Source organism: Pseudorhodobacter antarcticus (assembly GCF_900110135.1).
GTDB classification, from domain to species: domain Bacteria; phylum Pseudomonadota; class Alphaproteobacteria; order Rhodobacterales; family Rhodobacteraceae; genus Pseudorhodobacter; species Pseudorhodobacter antarcticus.
The window spans coordinates 1-4492 of sequence record NZ_FOCO01000090.1 but is presented as its reverse complement, the minus strand read 5'-3'; the positions used below and the strand labels follow the sequence as shown (position 1 = coordinate 4492).

At 50.7% G+C, this 4492-nt stretch carries 4 protein-coding genes; 3 read left to right on the top strand and 1 reads right to left on the bottom strand.

Annotation, left to right across the window (positions count from 1 at the left end; genetic code table 11):
- The 3 genes from BMY36_RS18830 to BMY36_RS18820 all read left to right on the top strand — a co-directional run.
- A partial coding sequence (locus tag BMY36_RS18830) for an integrase core domain-containing protein (RefSeq protein WP_139194158.1) occupies positions 1–292 on the top strand: 292 nt, incomplete at its 5' end.
- A gap of 150 nt (positions 293–442) precedes the next feature.
- Positions 443–1282 (top strand): class I SAM-dependent methyltransferase, encoded by an 840-nt coding sequence (locus tag BMY36_RS18825; RefSeq protein ID WP_139194157.1) that lies wholly within the window; start codon positions 443–445, stop codon positions 1280–1282.
- Positions 1283–1435: 153 nt separating this feature from the next.
- Positions 1436–4102, top strand: a complete 2667-nt coding sequence (locus tag BMY36_RS18820; protein WP_050518129.1) for a glycosyltransferase — start codon at positions 1436–1438, stop codon at positions 4100–4102.
- A 22-nt stretch (positions 4103–4124) separates the two neighbouring features.
- Here the strand turns inward: BMY36_RS18820 and BMY36_RS19345 are convergent.
- The coding region (locus tag BMY36_RS19345; RefSeq protein ID WP_217646642.1) for a hypothetical protein at positions 4125–4492 on the bottom strand (368 nt) is incomplete at its 5' end.

The window sequence follows — 4492 nt, the reverse complement described above, 5'->3', positions numbered from 1 at the left end:
GTGCCACGATCTGGACATCGAACACCGCCTGGCCCCGCCGCATCATCCGCAGACCAATGGCATGGTTGAGCGTTTCAACGGCCGGATCGAGGAAGTTCTGCAAAGCCATCACTTCCGCTCCGGAGAAGAATTGGAAACCACGCTGCACCGCTATGTGCTGCTTTACAACCAGCAGCTTCCACAATCAGCCTTGGGAAGCAAAACCCCGTTGCAAGCGATGAAAGACTGGCACAAACTCAAACCGCAACTGTTCAAGAAGCACCCATATTACCTGCCGGGATGTGACAGATAGGCTCTAGACTCATTGGTCTTCAAACGCCAGAGCGGCCAACGGCGGTTTTTACCGAAGCTGCAGATCTGGACACGGCAATAGGGATAACTTAGACTTATCTGATGGTTGCTGTGAGCTTTTGCGGGAATTGACCAAACAGGGGAACAAAACGTGGACCTATTAAAAAAAATATCTCGCAAGCTTATGAATAGATACCAGTTAGGGGCAGAAAACGTCACAGGAGTTGATAGCACGTCAGATAATGTTCTTTGCGTTCCCGTAACAAGCGATAGTGGCCAAGTCGGAGCAGGAATCGAGAGTTTTGCCAACTATGACGGCATTCCTGCCGGGGCAAAAGACCGGCCGGGTCTTGAGGGGCTGTTTTGGTCGCACGATGGAACGATAGTACATAAATGGCATCATTATTTGCCGATCTACGAACGGTATTTTTCGTCGTTTCGGGGCCGCAAACCAAGGTTTCTCGAAATAGGCGTGTCTAAAGGCGGATCGTTATCTCTTTGGAGGAAGTATTTTGGGCCCGACGCCATTATTTTTGGGATTGATATTGATCCGGCGTGCGATGCGTTCAATGGGCTAAGTGGTCAAGTGCGTATCGGATCACAAGACGATCCAGAATTTCTTGTGAATGTCGTGAAAGAGATGGGTGGTGTTGATATCGTTCTCGATGACGGTAGCCACTACTCCAAGCACATCCGCGCCTCGATAAACACCTTGTTCCCGCTTCTGGAAGAAGGAGGTGTGTATATGGTTGAAGACTTACACGCAACTTATTGGGATTCACACGAAGGCGGATACCAGCAGTCTACATCATTTATTGGGGATATTCGACAGATGTATGACGATATGCATCACTGGTATCACAATGAGGGCCAGAGAATTAAAGCAACTACAGATACCCTTGCGTCCCTTCACCTCTACGACTCTATTGCCGTTCTCGAGAAAGGTCGCGTTCTGCGTCCCCGCCATAGCCAAATTGGAACGGCCGAATAGACGAACGTTTTCGATGGAGTCACACAGGAATCCTTCTCAATTTGTGCAACGGTGCAACCTAGGGCTATACTTCACTTGACACGCAGGTGGCTGTTCTGATCAAAGCCGCCAAGCCAGTGTGACTGGCAAAAAATAAAGAGTAGATTGAAAAAAATGACCCAATTCCTCCAACATGACGTTTCTGAACCGGCATACTTTCCGCAGACCTCTTGGGGGGAGCATGGATCATTTGCGATGTGGTTGGTGAAAGTATTGCGGCCAAGGCGTATTGTAGAGTTGGGTACCCATAACGGATTTTCGTACTTCTCTATGTGCCAGTCTGTTAAGGAGGCTGGACTTCCGACCGAGTGCTTTGCGGTAGACACATGGACCGGTGATGAGCATGCTGGAGCCTATTCAGAAGTCGTTTTTGACAGCGTTCGCATAGAAAACCGCAAATACGCTAGTTTCAGCACCCTCCTGCGAAAAACCTTCGACGAGGCACTCGATGATATTAAAGATGGTAGCGTCGATCTGTTGCATGTGGATGGGCGACATTTTTATGATGACGTGAAACACGACTTCGAAAGCTGGGTGCCGAAACTTTCAGATCGGGCGGTTGTCCTATTTCACGACACGGTCGTGCAGGAACGAGGCTTTGGCGTTTACAAATATTGGGCCGAGATTTCCGAAAAGTATCCGTCATTTAATTTTACCCATTGTCACGGACTCGGCGTCCTCCTTCACGGTTCGGACGTAGCGTCCAACCTTCGCGACCTCGTGGCGCTGTCACGGGCAAATGAGGGGCCCGGCGTCGTGGAGAGTTTCTTTGAGGCCGTTGGTGGGGCCATGCTTGCGCGCAAAAACCTTCAAGGACTAGCAGATCAAGCTAAGGCGATTAAGCTCAAGGATAAAGAAATAACACTTCTCCAGAAGCGCAGCGATACCCTTTCATCGCTTCTGATCAATGCCCGTCAACGTCCGCTTAAGCAGTTAAGGCGACTAATTGTCAGCCGAGTACTTATGGCGTTGTCTAAGGCAAGCTCCCCCCTATCTCCGCGGACCGCAAGCCGCTTTGCCAGATCAGCAGCCAAGCGGGACCCGAAGCGGATTGAGCTCGAGAATGTCAGTTCAAGAGAAAGATACGCTGAATTGCTAGAAGCGTGGGCAATACAGCGCGAGGCAATGGCCGGAGAAATCCGTGCGCTTGTGCAGAGGCTCTCAGGTGGGCCGATGTTGTCTGTGATTGTACCAGTCTACAATACTGACCCAGCCCTGCTTCAGGAGATGATCGATTCCGTCACTTCGCAAAGCTATTCAAACTGGGAATTGTGCATTGCTGACGATGCTTCCCCTAATCCTCGCATCAAGGATGTTCTAAGCAAAGCAGCAGAATCCGACACCCGGATACGGATCGTGTTCCGCGATGAAAATGGCCATATCAGCCATGCGTCTAACAGCGCGATAGAGTTAGCGCAGGGTGATTACCTCGTTTTTATAGACCATGATGATGTTCTTGATCCCGATGCCCTGCTTTATGTGGCCGAATGTATTGATCAGCATCCAGCGGCAAAGATCATTTATACTGATGAAGACAAGATCCGCGAGGATGGCTCTCGCTATGACCCCCATTTCAAACCAGATTGGAATCGTGAACTCCTTTACAGCTATAACTACATTTCCCACCTTGTAGTTTATGCAACTGATATCGTAAGAAAAATTGGAGGTTTCCGTCCAGGCTATGAGGGCGTGCAAGACCATGATCTTTTGTTGCGCTGCCTGCCCCTTGTTGGTGAAGAAGATATCCATCACATCCCGAAGGTGCTCTATTCTGAGCGAGCCTCGCTGGGCAATACAGTAGACACAGCGGACTCTAAATCATATGCATGGACTGCCGGAGTGCAGGCCATGGCGAATGCATTATCCGACCAATACAATCAGAAAATTAAGGTCGAACGGGGATCTTATCCTTTCACTTATCTGCCGCAATGGCCACTAGCGAATGAGCCTTCCGTCACTATCGTGATCCCGACCCGGGATAGGCTAGACATAACCCGGGTTACTGTTGATTCGATCCTTGCAACGACAGATTACGGCAATTTTGAAATCGTTATCGTCGATAATGGCAGCGTCGAGGCAGAGACATTGGCATGGTTCAAGGAGATCACGAGATCATCCCAAGTGAAGGTCATCCGCGATGACGGACCGTTCAACTACTCCACATTGAACAACAAGGCTGTTGCGCAAAGTCGAAGTGACATCGTCGCCTTGGTCAATAACGACATAGAAATTATTTCTGGCGGATGGCTCCGTGAGATGGTGAGCCTCGCCATCCGTGCGGATGTCGGCTGTGTTGGCGCAAAGCTTTACTACCCTGACGACACGATCCAGCACGCTGGCGTCGTAGTGACCTTAGGTAGTGTTGCCGGTCATTCCCACAAGTATTTAGCTCGAGACGATTCCGGCTATTTCCTTCGCGTCATGCTTCGCCAAGAATACTCAGCCGTTACCGCTGCCTGCCTTGTGGTGCGGCGCGCCGTTTATGAAGCGGTGGGTGGTTTGAATGAACAACATCTGGCCATTGCCTTCAACGACGTGGATTTCTGTCTGAAAGTCAAAGCTGCGGGGTATCGCAATCTCTGGACACCGCTGGCGGAAATGTACCACCACGAATCTGCATCTCGAAAGACCGAGGATACACCCGCAAAGAGGGCCCGTTTCAAAAACGAAGTCCAGTACATGAAAGACACTTGGCAGACAGATACCACACATGATCCAGCCTATAACCCCAATCTCAGCAAGCATCATGAAGATTTTCGTTTTGGGCCAGCGCGCTGGTAAATAGTAAGACCGCATGTCTTTTTTATTGGCCCGCGCGCTGCCGTTCCCCTTTCCATTCCCGAACAAAGGCCGCAACACGCTCGTAGGATCCGTCAAAGCCAAGCTGCACAAGATCCGCATGCATCTGTTTGGCCGTGCGGCGCTCCTTGCGCGATTTACGCTGTTCCGTAAGCGTCCGGTCTGACTGCCCTGCCGGCGTGATGGAGTGGGTGATATGGTAATCCCCCCCGAAAGTAAGGGGCTGCGGAAGTAGAATTTTCTCGGCAAGATAAACGAGGAGATTCAGATGAAGATGACAAGATACAGCGAACCGCAGATCCTTGCGATCCTGCGCCAAGCCGAAGGCGGTGTGCCCCCTCTCGGTGAATGCTACGCATTCGCCTGCCGGGC